At 52.8% G+C, this 15,965-nt stretch carries 14 protein-coding genes; all 14 read left to right on the top strand.

Annotated elements, in window-relative coordinates; all coding sequences use genetic code 11:
- Nucleotides 1-872: 872 nt before the first annotated feature.
- The 14 genes from ACTHRH_RS18800 to whiA all read left to right on the top strand — a co-directional run bounded on the left by ACTHRH_RS18800 (nucleotide 873) and on the right by whiA (nucleotide 15,867).
- Nucleotides 873-2,072: an ATP phosphoribosyltransferase regulatory subunit gene (locus ACTHRH_RS18800; protein WP_150960603.1), complete on the top strand. Its 1,200-nt coding sequence runs from the start codon at nucleotides 873-875 to the stop codon at nucleotides 2,070-2,072.
- A gap of 14 nt (nucleotides 2,073-2,086) precedes the next feature.
- Nucleotides 2,087-2,716 (top strand): ATP phosphoribosyltransferase, encoded by a 630-nt coding sequence (gene hisG, locus ACTHRH_RS18805; RefSeq protein WP_144940665.1) that lies wholly within the window; start codon nucleotides 2,087-2,089, stop codon nucleotides 2,714-2,716.
- Between the two features lie 22 nt (nucleotides 2,717-2,738).
- Entirely contained in the window at nucleotides 2,739-4,046 is a 1,308-nt protein-coding gene (hisD, locus tag ACTHRH_RS18810; RefSeq protein WP_440416998.1) for a histidinol dehydrogenase, read from the top strand.
- The gene (gene hisB, locus ACTHRH_RS18815) at nucleotides 4,033-4,641 is read left to right on the top strand and encodes an imidazoleglycerol-phosphate dehydratase HisB (protein WP_440417000.1); all 609 of its coding nucleotides are present in this window, start codon (nucleotides 4,033-4,035) and stop codon (nucleotides 4,639-4,641) included. Before hisD ends, hisB begins: the two co-directional genes overlap by 14 nt.
- Before the next feature lie 3 nt (nucleotides 4,642-4,644).
- Nucleotides 4,645-5,247 (top strand): imidazole glycerol phosphate synthase subunit HisH, encoded by a 603-nt coding sequence (gene hisH, locus ACTHRH_RS18820; protein ID WP_144940659.1) that lies wholly within the window; start codon nucleotides 4,645-4,647, stop codon nucleotides 5,245-5,247.
- A 413-nt stretch (nucleotides 5,248-5,660) separates the two neighbouring features.
- A complete protein-coding gene (hisF, locus tag ACTHRH_RS18825; RefSeq protein WP_144940657.1) occupies nucleotides 5,661-6,419 on the top strand; it encodes an imidazole glycerol phosphate synthase subunit HisF in 759 nt (252 codons plus the stop codon).
- 77 nt (nucleotides 6,420-6,496) lie between these two features.
- On the top strand, nucleotides 6,497-7,171 hold the full coding sequence (gene hisIE, locus ACTHRH_RS18830) for a bifunctional phosphoribosyl-AMP cyclohydrolase/phosphoribosyl-ATP diphosphatase HisIE (RefSeq protein ID WP_440417071.1): 675 nt from the start codon (nucleotides 6,497-6,499) through the stop codon (nucleotides 7,169-7,171).
- A gap of 610 nt (nucleotides 7,172-7,781) precedes the next feature.
- Nucleotides 7,782-8,729 (top strand): ribose-phosphate diphosphokinase, encoded by a 948-nt coding sequence (locus tag ACTHRH_RS18835; RefSeq protein WP_370451797.1) that lies wholly within the window; start codon nucleotides 7,782-7,784, stop codon nucleotides 8,727-8,729.
- A gap of 194 nt (nucleotides 8,730-8,923) precedes the next feature.
- Nucleotides 8,924-10,684 (top strand): tetratricopeptide repeat protein, encoded by a 1,761-nt coding sequence (locus ACTHRH_RS18840; protein ID WP_144940653.1) that lies wholly within the window; start codon nucleotides 8,924-8,926, stop codon nucleotides 10,682-10,684.
- Nucleotides 10,685-10,754: 70 nt separating this feature from the next.
- Nucleotides 10,755-11,708, top strand: a complete 954-nt coding sequence (trxB, locus tag ACTHRH_RS18845) for a thioredoxin-disulfide reductase (RefSeq protein WP_144940651.1) — start codon at nucleotides 10,755-10,757, stop codon at nucleotides 11,706-11,708.
- Between the two features lie 188 nt (nucleotides 11,709-11,896).
- Entirely contained in the window at nucleotides 11,897-12,850 is a 954-nt protein-coding gene (locus tag ACTHRH_RS18850; protein WP_144940649.1) for an ROK family glucokinase, read from the top strand.
- Nucleotides 12,851-13,040: 190 nt separating this feature from the next.
- Nucleotides 13,041-13,928, top strand: coding sequence for an RNase adapter RapZ (gene rapZ, locus ACTHRH_RS18855; protein WP_144940647.1), 888 nt, complete (start codon nucleotides 13,041-13,043; stop codon nucleotides 13,926-13,928).
- A gap of 14 nt (nucleotides 13,929-13,942) precedes the next feature.
- Nucleotides 13,943-14,929 (top strand): gluconeogenesis factor YvcK family protein, encoded by a 987-nt coding sequence (locus ACTHRH_RS18860; RefSeq protein WP_225312822.1) that lies wholly within the window; start codon nucleotides 13,943-13,945, stop codon nucleotides 14,927-14,929.
- Nucleotides 14,930-14,934: 5 nt separating this feature from the next.
- Nucleotides 14,935-15,867: a DNA-binding protein WhiA gene (whiA, locus tag ACTHRH_RS18865; RefSeq protein ID WP_144940645.1), complete on the top strand. Its 933-nt coding sequence runs from the start codon at nucleotides 14,935-14,937 to the stop codon at nucleotides 15,865-15,867.
- Nucleotides 15,868-15,965 lie beyond the last annotated feature (98 nt).

Here is a 15,965-nt window from a genome sequence, read left to right on the forward strand (position 1 = left end):
AATCTAGCTGGAGTTTTTCCACTTAGTTTTCATTTTTCGCCCAAGAGAAGCAAACTAACTGTATAAAATCCATTAAGTCTGCCGGGATTCGCTGGTCTTTTGGGCACGAGGTGCGATGTTTGGCGTCGCATGACGGTGGTCAAGCACAAGCCGGAGAGGCACTCGTTGTGCGAGGCCTTAACGGTGGTGCTCTGTCAGCGGCGCGAGGGGTGGACTAACTGTATTTTATGCAGGTAGTTTGGGGCCAATGGCCAAAATGATCGTAACTAACTGGAAAAGATGTAGTTAGAATGGGGGATTTTTGCTGATATCGCCCTTTTTGTATAATCTAGCTGGAGTTTTTCCACTTAGTTTTCATTTTTCGCCCAAGAGAAGCAAACTAACTGTATAAAATCCATTAAGCCTGGCCGCGAGTCGCCGGTCTTGGGGAAGCTATCCAGAAGGGCGGGGTTTCTGTCACTCGAGGGGCCAAGCGGCCAAAGCCCGGAGGAATACCCCGTATGCCCCGGTTCAAGCGGCAATTAAATTTAAGTGTTAACCTACAACAAATTAAATCGATCATTGCAATCAGGTTTTGAGCGGGTGAATGGTTTCAATGGTCATAAGAAGGGATTTTTAAACATAACAGGAATTTGACATTGACGGTAAAGCGCATACCATGGTATAGTAACGATTAATTCTTTAATTTGGTAGTATGGTAGCACACTAAAGCGAAGCGGGTGCATAATGGGTGCAGGGTGTACGACTACCTGGCAGGTGCGCTTCTATCTATGGTTGGCCATTATTTATCCGGCTTTGGTTCGTTGTTACTACGGATGATTACCTATTAGACTAAATGGACAGCATTAACTTTTATAAAGGGGGGGGAGCTTATGTCCAAACCGAAAGTATTTGAAAAGCCGACCGGAGTCAAGGATTACTTGCCCGAAACGGTTTCCAAGCTGCGGAGTATCGAGACTCGCGTTCTTGATTGTATGGAGAAATGGGGATATCAGCAAATTATTACGCCTACGCTGGAATTCTATGATACGGTGGGGACTGCGAGCTCCACGATGGACAGGAAGCTGTTTAAGCTGCTGGATCAGAATGGACGGACGTTGGTGCTCCGTTCCGAGCTAACGGCTCCTATAGCGCGTGTGGTGGCTTCTCTCCTTAAGGATGAGCCTTTTCCGCTGCGTTTATCTTACCATTCAAATGTATTCAGAGCTTTCGAACAGGAAGCGGGCCGCGAGTCGGAGTTTTTCCAGACGGGAGTCGAGCTGGTCGGAGACGGGTCTCCGGAAGCGGATGCGGAGGTTATCGCTCTGGCAATCGCCACTCTGCAGGCGGCAGGAGTGCATGCCTTTAAAATTGCGTTGGGCCACGTAGGCTACCTAAACGGATTATTTAACGAAACCTTGCCGGGGCGCCTGGAAGAGCAGGAGGCGCTCAAGAAATGCCTGCTGAAACGGGATCACGTAGGCTATCGCCAGCAGCTTAGACAGTTGGATTTGGATCAAGGGACGCGCAGTGAACTGGAAGGAATATTGAGATTGCGTGGCGGCGAGGAAATCTGCGAGCAGGCGCGTTCGGTGACGAATGACCCGCTGGCTCAGCGCTCGATTCAGCATTTGTGCGAAATCTGGGATGTGCTGGAGGCCTATGGCTTGAGCAGCCATGTGCTGATGGATTTGACGATGATCGGCGACTTCTCCTATTATACGGGGATGACCTTCGAAGGATATTCGGCCGATCTCGGATTTCCGGTATGCAGCGGCGGGCGTTACGACAATCTGCTTGCTTTGTTCGGACGCCCCGCTCCGGCGACGGGCTTCGCCTTGAAGACGGACCGGATTCTGGAGGCCGTCTCGAAGCTTCCGGCGGAAAGACCGCGCCGGATATTGGTGGCTTACACGGCCGAAGGCAGGAAGGCCGCTTTCGCTCGCGCCTCCGAGCTAAGGCAGGGAGCCGGAAACCAGGTGGAAGCCCGCCGGGTGGATGGAGAATGGAACGGTGAAGCCGAGCAGCCGGATGCCGATGGCTTATACCATTATGCGGGCAAATTATATGATGAAGTGTATTATTTCGGATAAAGGAGGAGAGGCGGATGCAGAACCTTCTCAAAGTGGCGATGCCGAAGGGCCGGATTAATCAGCCGGCGGTTCGGCTGCTTCAACAAGCGGGCTTCTCCATTCCGGATGATTTGGAAGAATCGCGCAAGCTGGTCATTGTCGCGCCGGAGGCCGGGATGGAATTCATCATGGCGAAGCCGGTCGATGTGGCGACTTATGTCGAATATGGGGCGGCGGATATCGGGATTGTCGGCAAGGATGTGCTGATGGAAGAGAATCGGGACGTGTACGAATTGCTCGACCTGAATATTGCGAAATGCCGGATGTCGGTCATCGGTCTGCCCGATTGGCAGCCCAGTACCAATCCGCGAGTGGCCACCAAGTATCCGAATGTGGCTTCCCAATATTTTCGCGAGCGGGGGCAGCAGGTGGAAGTGATCAAGCTGAACGGCTCTATCGAGTTGGCTCCGCTTATCGGGTTGGCCGACCGGATTGTCGATATGGTCGAGACGGGAAGGACGCTCAAGGAGAACGGACTGGTCGAGATGGAAACGATGTTCGACGTCACCAGCCGTCTGATAGCCAACCGGGTCAGCTATCGGATGAAGAACGAACGGATACAGGACGTCTGTGACCGTCTGCAGTCGGTCATAGCAGGACAATAGATACAGAAGGAGGGCTACAGGGATGCGGATCTTACCGGCTAAATCTTTCTCGACCAAGAGGGAAGAGGATTACGGAACACCCGAACAGAACCGGGTGGTGAAGGAAATCATCGAGCGGGTCCGGACGGAAGGGGACCGGGCTTTGTTTTATTATACCGAGCAGCATGACCGGGTTAAGCCTGATAAGCTTCGGCTGGAGGAAGCCGAAATCCGGGCGGCCTATGAGCAGGTGGATGAGCCGTTCCTGCAGGCAATCCGCGAAGCGGCGGCCAATATACGGGCGTTCCACGAGAAGCAGAAGCGGAATTCGTGGATGGATCCGCAGCCGGACGGAAGCCTGCTCGGCCAAGTGATTCGCCCGCTGAAGAGGGTCGGCTTATACGTGCCGGGAGGCAAGGCGGCCTACCCTTCGTCCGTGCTGATGAACGCCATTCCGGCGATGGTCGCGGGCGTACCGGAAGTGGTGATGGTTACCCCGCCGGCCACCGCCGGACAACCGGGAATTAACCCGTATATTCTGGTGGCGGCGGCCGAGGTCGGCATCACCGAGATTTACGGCGTCGGCGGAGCCCAGGCGGTCGCCGCGCTCGCTTATGGCACCGAGAGCATCCCCGCGGTGGACAAAATTGTCGGCCCGGGCAACATCTATGTCGCGCTGGCCAAACGCTACGTGTTTGGCGCCGTGGACATAGACAGCATCGCCGGGCCGAGCGAAATTGTCGTGCTGGCCGACAGCTCCGCTGATCCCGCCTATGTGGCGGCGGATCTGCTGTCGCAGGCGGAGCACGACGAGATGGCCTCCGCGGTGCTGGTGACGCCGTCGGCGGAGCTTGCGGAGCAAGTCCGCCGGGAGGTGTCGCGCCAGCTAGCGGAGCTGCCCCGGAAAGCGATAGCGCAGCGATCGCTTGACGATTACGGCGCCATATTGACCGTCGATAGCCTCGAAGAGGGCATCGAAGTGGTCAATCGGCTGGCGCCGGAGCATCTCGAGCTGCTGCTCGAGGAGCCGTTCCGCTATCTCGGAGCGATCGAGAATGCGGGGGCGATCTTCCTCGGCGAGTACAGCTCGGAGCCGGTCGGCGATTATTTCGCCGGACCGAACCATATTCTGCCGACGAATGGTACGGCACGCTTCTCTTCACCGCTTAACGTCGATGATTTCCTGAAGAAATCGAGTGTGATCTACTACAGCAGACAAGCGCTGTTGGAGAACGGCCGCAAAATCATAACCCTCGCTCAGCACGAAGGGCTGCAGGGGCACGCCCGGGCGATCGAGGTTCGACTGGAGAAGGAATTGGAGAAGGAGGAAAACAGGGATGGCGGAAACTAACGAACGCTCTTTGCGCCAGGCATCGATCGAGCGGAAAACGGGTGAAACCGATATAGAGCTGTCTTTTAACGTAGATGGCACGGGTGTGTCTGAAATAGAGTCGGAAGTCCCATTCATGAACCATATGCTCGATTTGTTTACGAAGCACGGCCATTTCGATTTGAAGGTCCAAGCACGCGGGGATGTAGAGGTCGATGACCATCATACCGTCGAGGATATCGGCATCTGTCTGGGCCGCGCCCTTCGCGAAGCGTTGGGTGACAAGGTCGGCATCAAGCGATACGCGAACGTTTTCCTGCCGATGGATGAGGCGCTTGCGCAGGTGGCCATCGATGTCAGCAACCGCCCGCATCTGGTTTATAAGGCAGAATATCCGTCGGCGACGGTAGGCAGCTTCACGACGGAGCTGGTGCATGAATTTCTGTGGAAATTTGCGCTTGAAGCCCGGATTACGCTGCATGTTATCGTCCATTACGGGCATAACACGCATCATATGATCGAAGCGGTATTCAAGGCTCTCGGCAGAGCGCTGGATGAAGCGACGAGCATCGATCCGCGGGTGAAAGGCGTCCCCTCGACGAAAGGGGTGCTGTAGAACTTGATCGCGATCATCGATTACGGAATGGGCAATCTGCACAGCGTCAGCAAAGCGGTGGAGCGATTGGGGTATACAGCGGAGGTAACGTCCGATGCCGTAAGGCTGGCAGCGGCGGATGGCGCGATTCTGCCCGGGGTCGGGGCTTTCGGTGATGCGATGCGGGAGCTTCGGGAGACCGGGCTCGGAGACGCCGTTCTGGACTACGTCCGCTCAGGTAAACCGCTGCTCGGCATTTGTCTGGGCATGCAGCTTCTGTTCACCGCGAGCGAGGAGCATGGCGAGCACGAAGGGCTCGGCCTGCTCCCCGGTAGGGCGGTCCGCTTCCGCGGCGATTTCAAGGTGCCGCATATGGGCTGGAACCGGCTTTGCTTTCATCGGGAAAGCCCGCTTTTTGCCGGGATGGAGGAGGGCCACGTCTATTTCGTCCATTCTTACCATGTAAGACTGGGGGAACCGTCGGATCTGCTTGCTTCCACCGATTACCACGGCCCGGTGACGGCTATCGTGAACCGGGACAATGTGTACGGAATGCAGTTCCATCCGGAAAAAAGCGGTGCCGTCGGCATGCGGCTGCTGGATAATTATTTGAAAATGTGCCGTTAACTGGGGAACGAACGGGATGCGGTCACCGTCCTGAAAGGCGATGACCTGCAATAATGCAGGTCTTCCGAAGACTAAAGGCACAATAAGCCAAGGACAAACAAAAGTGCAGGTAAAACTTAGCCGATTCACTCCATTTTCGGATTTTGACGGTGAATGACATGCATTTTTGCCCGTCTTTTTGGTGATTTAGCGGATTTTCGCAATTAAGACATGTATTTTAGTTGGTCTTTGGTTCTTTGGTGTAAAAGGGTCGGCAATGTCCGGGGATTTGGCATTTCCACGATGACGGCATAAGTAACTATAATCTTGTTTCAAAGTGCCGCTGCTTAAGGGAGTAGGAAACTACTGGTACTTGACATTGCCTGATCAAGCCGGCGGTAAGGCGGCGTATTTTGAATCCAGGGGGGAGATTAATGGTGGCGAAACGAATAATTCCATGCTTGGATGTGAAGGATGGACGGGTAGTTAAGGGTGTTAATTTCGTTAATTTGCGGGATGCCGGCGATCCGGTGGAGCTGGCGGCGTTTTATGATAAGGAAAATGCGGATGAACTGGTCTTCCTCGACATCTCCGCATCCGTAGAGGGCCGGGCGACGATGATCGAGGTGGTTCGTCAAACCGCCGGGGAGATTTCCATTCCTTTCACCGTAGGGGGCGGCATCTCCAGTGTGGAAGATATGAAGCGGCTCCTTAGAGCCGGAGCGGACAAAATCGGAATCAATACGGCAGCCATCCGCCAGCCGGAGCTGATTTCGGAAGGGGCGGCGAAATTCGGTTCCCAATGTATCGTTGTAGCGATTGATGCGAAGTATAACGAAGCCTGGGGAGACTGGGAAGTGTATACGCATGGCGGCCGCAAGGAGACTGGCCTTCGAGCGCTGGAATGGGCCAAGAAGGCGGAGGAGCTGGGAGCCGGCGAATTGCTGTTGACCAGCATGGACGCGGACGGCACGAAGGACGGCTTCGATCTGAAGCTGACCCGGGCGGTATCGGAGCTGGTAGGCATTCCGGTTATCGCTTCGGGTGGAGCCGGTACTGCCGAGCACTTCTACGATGTGTTCACGGAAGGCAAAGCGGATGCGGGATTGGCCGCAACGGTGTTTCATTATAAGGAATTGACGGTTCAAGGCGTGAAGGACGTCTTGAAGCAGAAAGGAGTGGAAATCCGTTGACAGAATCGAAGAGCAGTCAAGGTACAACCGGGGGAGCTGAGCTTCGGGCGGTAGATTTCGCACAGGCGAAGGAGACGATTCGTTGGGATGACCGCGGACTCGTTCCGGCTATCGTGCAAGATGCGATCAGCAAGGAAGTCCTTATGATGGCATATATGAATAAAGACGCGCTCGACAAAACGAATGAAACCGGCGAAACCTGGTTCTGGAGCCGCTCCCGCGGGGAACTATGGCATAAGGGGGCTACTTCCGGCCATGTGCAGCGGGTTAAGTCCCTTCACTATGACTGCGATGCAGACACGTTATTACTAAAGGTGATTCCGCAAGGACCGGCTTGCCATACCGGCAAGTATACCTGTTTTCATAATGAAGTTGAGATTAAGGAAAATGCTTCATCGGGACAGGCTGATGATTCTTCTAAACCGGCCGGTGTTTCGGACGGGGACCGATTCGCTATCCTCGGCAAGCTGGAAACGATTGTGGCCGAACGGGATGCGGAGCGTCCGGAAGGGGCTTATACGACTTATCTGTTTGAGAAAGGCGTCGACAAAATATTGAAGAAAGTCGGTGAAGAGACGGCAGAGGTCATCATCGCGGCCAAGAACAGGGACAATGAGGAGCTTCGTTATGAAACGAGCGATCTGATTTTCCACCTTCTTGTCTTGCTGAGAGACCGCAAGCTTCCTTTGGATGAAGTGCTGTCGGAGCTGAACCGCCGGCATATTCAGAAGCCCGCGGGTGAATTTAAATAAAGATGCATGCAGCGGTCGCGATAACCGGCAGAGGGCTGGAAAAGTCCTCCGGTTGTCGGCCGCTTATTGCTGTTGTTGAAGAACGTTATGTTAATCAACATGCATCTTCGTCCGCTTTTCGGGAGACTTGAATAGAAATCTATCTTCATGTGGATTTTATATCAATTTTCAATCCAATGTTTCCTATGGGAAACCGTCATCTCATGTGAATGCTGCCTCCCAAGTTGGAGAATTAAGGGGATAGTGCGAAAATTTCGGGCCATAAATCTTCAACAAGGCTAATTAAATGTAAACGTTCGATAATTTCCGTTGTAAGTGCATTATTTTGAGATGCCAGGAATTAAGTCGGAGTAAATTGCGTGGTTTGGAGAGGCAAAGAAAATTGCACAATTTTAGAGAGCAAGCCTCGGAATGTAAGGAATTCGCATGCAAGCTTAAGACAATGTGGAATTGCAGTTGTTTCGTGTTGTCAAGCATTTAGATAAATGTCACGAAAAGTTCGTCCCTGCTCCGGCATGTGGCTTTGGAAATTTAACCGTCGTCACGGTATAATAAAGTAAGTTAATCAAAAATGCTGCGCAGGTGGGTTACAAAGTTTCGGGAGGGTATTATGAGCAACCACTTTAAAGTATTTTCCGGTTCATCCAATCCTAAGTTGGCAGAATTAATCAGCAAGGAGCTGGGTCAGCCACTCGGCAGGGTGAAGCTCTCACGGTTTAAGAGCGGGGAACATTATTGCCTTTATGAAGAATCTATCCGTAATTGCGATGTGTTTTTGGTACAGACCTTCTCGGGTCCCATTAACGAACATTTTGTCGAGCTGCTGGTTATGATCGATGCCGCCAAGAGGGCTTCCGCGAAGACAATCAATTTGGTCGTCCCCTATTACGGCTACTCCCGGCAGGAGAGAAAATCTGCGCCGCGCGAACCCATTTCTGCGAAGATGGTTGCCGATGTGCTGACGACGGTCGGTGCGGACCGGGTAATCACGATTGATCTCCATTCACCGGCGATTCAAGGCTTCTTCAATATACCGGTCGATCACCTGACGGCACTGGATTTGATCAGCGATTATATCCAGAAGAAGAACATTCCGAATCCGATTATCGTCTCGCCGGATGCCGGACGAGCCACGACCGCGGAGAATCTGGCCAACATTCTGTACGCGCCGTTCGCGATCATGATCAAGAAGCGTCCCGCGCATAACGAATCCGTCATTACTCATATCATTGGGGATGTTGAGGGCAAGACGCCGATTATTATCGAAGACCTGATTGATACCGGAACAACTATCGTTAACGTGGTCGAAGGCTTGAAAGAGCGGGGGGCCAACGACGTATACGTCTGTGCTACACATCCCGTCTTCTCGGGCCCGGCACTGCAGAGGCTCGATCATCCCAGCATTAAGGAAGTGGTCATTACCGACTCTATCGCCATTCCGGAGGAAAGGTCGGACCGCTTCAAGGTGCTGTCGGTTGCACCACTCTTGTCTAATGCCATCCGTATTAACCGCGAGGGCGGATCGATCAGCTCCCTGTTCAAATACGGAGGAGTCTAAATCAGAAATTATTCATGCAGCGGGCCAAGCACCGGCAGCCACTTGCCGTGTTCGCGCGCTGTTCTCTTTATCGGCATAAGAAAAGCCTTGAAGATGTTAACGGTAGGTATTCCGGATTAACTATGATATACTTTTGTTTGATAACCTGATAAAGCGGTCAGCCGCTTGTCAGATGAGCCGGAGGTGCCTTGCCCATGGGAAGGAAACTGAGTGTGGCAGACCAGCCAAAGCCTAAAGTGATTTCGTTGAAGATGGATGCCACCTTTTTTTTCGAGAGGGCTGTCCGGTCGTTGGACCGACTTCATTACGACAAGGCTCTTAAATATTTCCGCAAAGCGGTCGATTATGAACCGGATAACCCGGTCAACCATTGCAATCTGGCTGGAATATTGTCAGAGATGGGCATGTTTGCCGATTCCAACCGGATTTTAAAGCAAATTATAGATGAGGTAGATCCGTCCATGACGGAGTGTTACTTCTATATGGCGAACAATTACGCCAATATGGAGGATTTTGAGAACGCCGAGAAAGCGATTATCCAGTATTTGGAGAAAGATCCCAACGGACAGTATCTGGAAGAATCCGAAGAGATGATCGAACTGCTCAGCTACGAGCTGGAGCGCCCGACGCGACTTACTTTCGTCAAGAGCAGGGAAAGCATGTTCGAGCATGACAAGGCCAGAAGCCTGTTGGAGGAAGGCCGTTTCGGGGAAGCGGTCCGGGTGCTGAACCGTCTTGTTAAGAAGTATCCTGATTTTCTGGCGGCGCGCAATAATCTGGCTCTGGCCTATTACTATATGGGCCAGTTTGATAAGGCGATGGAGACGATTGTGCAGGTGTTGGAGCTGGATGCCGGGAATTTGCATGCTTTAAGCAATCTGGCGATTTTCTACCAGCATTTCGGGGCAGAGCAGGAGCTGGAGAAGCTGCTGTCGCTGCTTAGGAAGACTTGCCCGTTCCATCATGACCATGTCTTTAAGCTGGCTACGACGATGGGCATACTGGGTGAGCACGAGACCGCCTATGTATTGTTCAGGAGACTGATTAAGAGCGGGGAGGCGGGGGAAGACCCCTGCTTGTTCCATTACACGGCCGTTGCCGCTTATAACATCGGAAGGCTTAACGAAGCCCGCAAATATTGGCAGCAAGCCGAGAAGCTGGACCCGCATTCCGATATCCCGCGTTTCTATTTAAGTCAGCTGGAGAAGGTGCCTTCCGAAGAAGCGGGCAAGCCTTATTTCAGCTATCACTATCATCTTCCGTTCGAAGAGCAGTTCCGGACGATGGTCAAGACGAAGGATGCGTTGCCGGACAGTCTTAAACGGGATCCTCTAGTCCGCTCTTCTTTCTTCTGGGCCTTGAGACACGGCGATGTAGAGGCCAAACTGCAGGTCATCCAAGCCTTCGGCATTATTGCCGACGCGGAAGTGGAAGAAGCGCTACGGGAGTTTCTGTTGGAGCCGGGCGAAGACGATTATTTAAAAAGAGTCGCTTTATTCGCGCTGCGGAGCATGGGCGTTAATGAGCCGCTGCAGGCGGTGATGGCCGGGCAGCCGATCACTCTTCCTGCAACGCCGGTTTCTCCGGATCTTCCCGTATGGGAGCCGAAATGGCAGCGGGTGCTGGAGCTGGCGCTCCAAAATATGCAGAAGCGCTACGATATGATTCAACAGTATGATATGGAGACCCTCTGGGTGGAATACTTATCCCGAGCTTATCCTTCGGTCCCCGTCATTCATAAGCCGGAGGGCTGGGCGGCGGCGCTGGAATACCTGACCGCCAAGATGCACCGGCGTGCCATCTCCTATGAGGAAGTGGCCAAAAGATATCAAATCTCTGTAACCACGATCTGCAAGCATGTGAAGTCCATAGATGAAACCTGCGGACTGAAGCAGAAGATGGAAGCGATCTTCCCGAAGTTTTCCAGCTACATGAAGCAGGACGAAGAGAAGTAGGCCGGATACCGCCGATGTGAAGATCCGGTCTATCTCCGAAGGATTTGCAATCAGGTAAGGAGGAAGAACAATGTATAAATCCGTAGTTATCGGCACCGGTCCGGCAGGACTGACTGCCGCCATCTATCTGGCTCGCGCGAATTTGAATCCGTTGGTCATCGAAGGCCCCGAGCCTGGCGGCCAATTGACGACAACGACCGATGTTGAGAACTTCCCCGGATTTCCGGATGGAATCATGGGTCCCGAGCTCATGGACAACATGCGCAAGCAAGCCGAACGCTTCGGCGCCGAGTTTAAGACGGGCTGGGTGAACAGCATCGATTTGAGCCAACGCCCCTTCAAGATGAGTGTCGAAGGACTGGGCGAGCTCGTATCGGAAACCGTTATTATTTCAACCGGCGCGTCGGCGAAGCTGCTGGGAATCCCTAATGAGAAGGAAAGCATCGGACGCGGAGTCAGCACTTGTGCAACCTGTGACGGCTTCTTCTTCCGCGGCAAGAAGATCATCGTGGTCGGCGGCGGGGATTCCGCAATGGAGGAAGCCAACTTCCTGACCCGTTTCGCCACGGAGGTCAATGTCGTTCATCGCCGCAATGAATTGAGGGCGTCCAAGATCATGCAGGATCGCGCCCGCGAGAATTCGAAAATTACCTGGAGCCTTAACCGTACTCCTCTTGAGGTCCTCTCCGGAGAGAACGGCGTTATCGGCCTGAAGGTGAGGAATAACGAAACCGGAGCGGAAGAAGTCATTGAAGCCGATGGTATATTCGTTGCTATCGGTCATACCCCTAACACGAAGTTTCTTAACGGGCAGATCGATACGGACGAGATCGGATACATTCGGGTTAAGCCGGGAAGCTCGGAGACGAATATTCCGGGAGTTTTCGCTTGCGGAGACGTCCAGGACAACAAGTACCGGCAGGCGATTACCGCAGCGGGAAGCGGCTGTATGGCCGCTCTGGACTGCGAGAAGTTTCTGGAAGGAAATATGGTGCATGACTGGAGTCAAAGCTTAAGTGAATGATGGCGAAGTTCCGGATAAATTCCGGCTCTTATCGCACGTATAGGAAGAAAGGATGAGTTGCGTTCAACTTGTCCTTTCTTCCCGATTGCTTATCATCATTAAGCGGTCTGCCGTAACATCCTTGCCGATGAGTGCAGGGTTTAGCAGAAATCGGCAGAGGCAGTCCATTAATCGGAGAGGTGACATGAATGTCGGGAAATCTGTATGTCGGTGTCGATCTAGGAGGCACCAACATCAAAGTGGGGATATGTGACGAGACCGGAAAACTGCTGCACTCTTATGAAGGGCCTACGGGGACTGACGAGGGAGCGGAATCGATTATTGCCAAAATTGAGGAATACGTCCGCAAGCTGGTGGCCGATGCTTCTTTGTCTTTAGATCAAGTAGTAGGAATTGGGGCGGGGGTTGCCGGCTTCCTGGATATCCCTAACGGGATCGTCCTGTCGTCTCCCAATATTCCGGCCTGGCACAATGTGCCGTTGAAACAAATCCTCGAGGAACGGTTTAACAAACCGGTCATTATCAATAACGATGCCAATGTAGCTGCCCTGGGAGAAGCTTGGGGAGGCGCCGGAGCGGGCATTTCCAATCTGGTCTGCTACACTTTGGGAACCGGGGTCGGCGGCGGCATTATTATTGACGGCAAAATCCATCAGGGCTTCTCCGGAATGGGCGGCGAGCTGGGACATATGCAGGTCGTTCCCGACTTGGAGGCTATCGTATGCGGCTGCGGCCAAACCGGCTGTCTGGAAACGGTATCGTCCGCCACTGGAATCGTGCGGATGGCTAAGGATGCCGTAGGCCGGGGGGATAAAACGTCCCTGCAGCTGCTGGAGCAAATTACCGCCAAGGATGTCTTCGATGCCGCCAAAGCAGGCGATGAAGCAGCCATCCGGATTGTGAACCGGGCCGCATATTATTTAGGGCGGTCTCTGTCTATGCTGGCGGTTATCGTCAACCCTCAGCGGTTTATTCTGGGGGGAGGCGTTTCGAGAGCCGGAGAGATTCTGTTCGAACCGATCCGCGAAATTTTCTCGCAGTATACTCCCGCACCTGCCCGGGAAGGGGTCGACATCGTGCCGGCTATGCTCGGCAATGACGCCGGAATGGTGGGAGCGGCCGGTCTGCTGAGACAGCTATAATGTAAGTAATGCTTATAACAGAATAATTATTTTGTAAAAGGCTTTAGCAATCATATGGATTTTTATTCCAATGTATCCCATAATAGGAATAGGGTAACAAGCTGATTGAGTTCGAAGGCTCTTTCTTTCGGGACTGCATGGATGCTAATGGCTGTAGCTATAGGGAAGCAGGGGAAAGGAGAGACGGAGGATGGAAGAGAGGAATGGACTGGCGAAGCTGGTCATCATTACAGGCATGTCCGGAGCAGGCAAAACGATAGCGGTACAAAGCTTGGAGGACCTGGGATTTTTCTGTGTGGATAATTTGCCGCCTGTCTTGATTCCCAAGTTTGCCGAGCTGATTGAGCAATCTAACGGCAAGATCGGAAAGGTCGCTCTCGTTATCGATCTCCGGGGACGTGAATTTTTTACCGCGCTTTTTGAATCTCTTCGCTATATTAAGGAAAACTACACAATAACGTATGAAATTTTATTTCTGGATGCCATCGATTCGGTTCTTGTTCAAAGGTATAAGGAAAGTCGGAGAAGACACCCGCTGGCGAAGGATGGTTCGCCCCTCAGCGGTATCCTGCAGGAAAGAAAATTGCTGGAGGAACTGAAGGGGATGGCGACACAGGTGATCGATACGACCAGCCTGAAGCCTGCTCAGTTGAAGGAGCAAATTGTCTCCCGCTTTATTCAATCGGACGAGGATGTCATGGCGGTGGATGTCATTTCATTCGGCTTTAAGTACGGCGTTCCCATCGATGCGGATTTAATCTTTGACGTTCGTTTTCTCCCCAATCCGCATTATATAGAACAGCTTCGGCCGAATACCGGACAGCATCCGGAAGTATACGATTATGTTATGAAGTGGACGGAGACCCAGGAATTCCTGACCAAGCTGCTGGATCTTCTCCATTTCCTTATTCCCCAGTACAAAAAGGAAGGCAAGAGCCAGATTGTCATCGGAATCGGCTGCACTGGCGGCAAGCACCGTTCCGTAGCAATTGCCGAATATTTGGGTAAAACTCTCGGCTCCAGCGATACCGAACGGGTTCGCGTATCCCATAGAGATTCGGAGCGCGATCGCCTATGAGGATGGAACCGTTCTTGGCGGAAGATAGGGGAAAGGGAGCGCGGCCCAAGATTGTTGTCATCGGCGGCGGCACCGGACTGTCGGTCATGCTGCGCGGACTGAAGCAGAAGCCGCTCGATATCACCGCTATCGTTACCGTAGCGGATGACGGGGGCAGCTCGGGCATTCTCCGCGATGAGATGCAGATTCCCCCTCCAGGGGATATCCGCAATGTGCTGACTGCGCTTGCCGATGTTGAACCGATGCTGTCCCAAATGCTGCAGCACCGGTTCAATAGCGGGAGCGGCCTGGCCGGCCACAGCTTGGGGAATTTGATTCTGGCGGCCATGAAGGAAATTACCGGGGATTTCGTATCCGGAGTCCGGGAATTAAGCCGGGTATTGGCGGTTCGCGGCAGAGTACTGCCTGCCTCCAACCATTCCGTCATCTTGAAGGCGGAGATGGAGGATGGGACGATCGTGGAAGGGGAGTCCAAGATTCCGCAAGCGGGCAAGAAGATCAAGCGGGTCTCTATTGAACCCGCGGACGTAGAGCCGCTTGACGAAGCGATTGAAGCCATCGAAGAGGCGGATGCCATTCTTATGGGACCGGGAAGCTTGTATACCAGCATTTTACCCAATTTGCTGGTTCCGAAGCTCGCTGAGACGGTCGTCCGCTCCGAAGCCGTCAAAATTTTCGTCTGCAACGTCATGACTCAGCCCGGCGAGACGGATCATTATTCGGTAAGCGACCATCTGCAAGCTATCTGCGATCATGTCGGGCACGATTTGTTCGATTATGTTATCGTTAATAACGGCAGCATTCCGCCGCAGGTTCAACAGAAGTATGCGGAAGAAGGGGCCGAGGTGGTGCGGCTTGATCTGGAAGCGGTAACCAGCAGGGGATGCCGTGTCATTGCGGATCGTCTGGTGCTGTTCCGCACCTATTTGCGGCATGATGCCGATAAATTAAGCCGCCATATCTATGATTTGGTACAGCGCCGAATGTCTGAGAAGGAGTGAGCGGTATGTCTTTTGCGGCGGAGACGAAGAAGGAATTGACGCTGATCGAAGGCGAAGAATGCTGCGAGCATGCTGAGCTGGCGGCGCTGATCCGGATGAATGGGACGGTTCAGCTGACCAATCAGCGTGTAGTTCTGGATATTTCCACGGAGAATGCCGCCATTGCCCGCCGTATTTATTCCCTCATGAAGAAGAAATTCCAGCTGCATACCGAGCTTCTGGTCCGCAAGAAAATGCGTCTTAAGAAGAACAATGTGTACATCGTGAGAATTCCAAGCCAGGTTCAAGAAATATTGGCTGAGCTGAAGATTGTCTCGGAGGGCTTCCTGTTCACCGATGGCATCGACAAGCAGATTATCCGTAAGGATTGCTGCCGCAGAGCTTATTTAAGGGGAGCATTCTTGGCGGGAGGCTCGGTCAATAATCCGGAGGGATCCTCTTACCACTTGGAAATTGCCTCGATGTATGAGGAGCATTGCAAGGCACTCGTTCAGTTGGCCAACAGCTTCCAGCTCAATGCCAGATGCATCGAACGGAAGAAGGGCTTCGTCTTCTACATCAAGGAAGGGGAAAAAATAACGGAGTTCCTAAGCCTGATAGGCGCACATCAAGCCTTGCTGAAGTTCGAAAATGTAAGAATCATGAAGGACATGCGAAATTCGGTCAACCGGATCGTCAATTGCGAGACCGCCAATCTGAATAAGACGATCGGAGCGGCGGTAAGACAGATCGAGAACATTAAATTGCTTCAGAAGGAAATCGGCCTGGAGAATTTGCCCGACAAGCTGCGTGAGGTCGCCGAGATCCGGCTGCAATACCCGGATATTAACCTGAAGGAGGTCGGCGATTTGTTGAAAGGAACGGTCAGCAAGTCAGGGGTAAACCATCGGCTGAGGAAAATTGATGAAATGGCGGAAAAGATTAGGGCAGGAAAATAAGTTCGCCGACTTTTTTTCTAGTGTAGTTGTGGGAAAAATGATATAATATTTGAAAAACGTTGTTTTCTGGAGTAAAATTCGGTGTGATTAAGAATGGT

The sequence above is a fragment of the Paenibacillus sp. SAFN-117 genome, assembly GCF_051966115.1.
GTDB lineage: Bacteria > Bacillota > Bacilli > Paenibacillales > NBRC-103111 > Paenibacillus_L > Paenibacillus_L residui.

Excerpts from the sequence above, each read along its gene's own strand:
- trxB (WP_144940651.1), top strand. The coding sequence starts at position 10,755 with ATGTATAAATCCGTAGTTATCGGCACCGGTCCGGCAGGACTGACTGCC.
- hisF (WP_144940657.1), top strand. The coding sequence starts at position 5,661 with ATGGTGGCGAAACGAATAATTCCATGCTTGGATGTGAAGGATGGACGG.
- whiA (WP_144940645.1), top strand. The coding sequence starts at position 14,935 with ATGTCTTTTGCGGCGGAGACGAAGAAGGAATTGACGCTGATCGAAGGC.
- hisD (WP_440416998.1), top strand. The coding sequence starts at position 2,739 with ATGCGGATCTTACCGGCTAAATCTTTCTCGACCAAGAGGGAAGAGGAT.
- ACTHRH_RS18800 (WP_150960603.1), top strand. The coding sequence starts at position 873 with ATGTCCAAACCGAAAGTATTTGAAAAGCCGACCGGAGTCAAGGATTAC.
- hisB (WP_440417000.1), top strand. The coding sequence starts at position 4,033 with ATGGCGGAAACTAACGAACGCTCTTTGCGCCAGGCATCGATCGAGCGG.
- ACTHRH_RS18850 (WP_144940649.1), top strand. The coding sequence starts at position 11,897 with ATGTCGGGAAATCTGTATGTCGGTGTCGATCTAGGAGGCACCAACATC.
- rapZ (WP_144940647.1), top strand. The coding sequence starts at position 13,041 with ATGGAAGAGAGGAATGGACTGGCGAAGCTGGTCATCATTACAGGCATG.
- ACTHRH_RS18835 (WP_370451797.1), top strand. The coding sequence starts at position 7,782 with ATGAGCAACCACTTTAAAGTATTTTCCGGTTCATCCAATCCTAAGTTG.
- ACTHRH_RS18840 (WP_144940653.1), top strand. The coding sequence starts at position 8,924 with ATGGGAAGGAAACTGAGTGTGGCAGACCAGCCAAAGCCTAAAGTGATT.
- hisG (WP_144940665.1), top strand. The coding sequence starts at position 2,087 with ATGCAGAACCTTCTCAAAGTGGCGATGCCGAAGGGCCGGATTAATCAG.